Annotated in this window: 1 protein-coding gene; it reads right to left on the reverse strand. The window is 48.3% G+C overall.

Annotated features, from left to right (window positions below):
• Window positions 1-18 precede the first annotated feature (18 nt).
• Window positions 19-240 (reverse strand): cytochrome c oxidase subunit 3 (locus ACYP03_RS27785; RefSeq protein WP_459782910.1); only part of this gene is annotated, 222 nt, incomplete at its 5' end.

A 240-nucleotide genomic window follows, 5' to 3' on the forward strand; every position in this document is an offset into this window, starting at 1 on the left:
CTTGACGGTTGGCCTGAGTTACCACAGATAAAAAAAGGCGAAAATAAAGACCCACACTAAATCAACGAAGTGCCAGTACAGTCCGGTAATTTCAACAATTTCGTATCTTCCGCCCTGTATACCGGCGGCATGGGGATCCACCTGTTTCTTGTCATATTTCCCCAGAGCGACCCGAATGGCGACTATCGTCAGATACAGCACGCCCACGCTGACATGTAACCCGTGAAAACCTGTGATCAT

It is taken from the genome of Photobacterium sp. R1, from assembly GCF_054600795.1.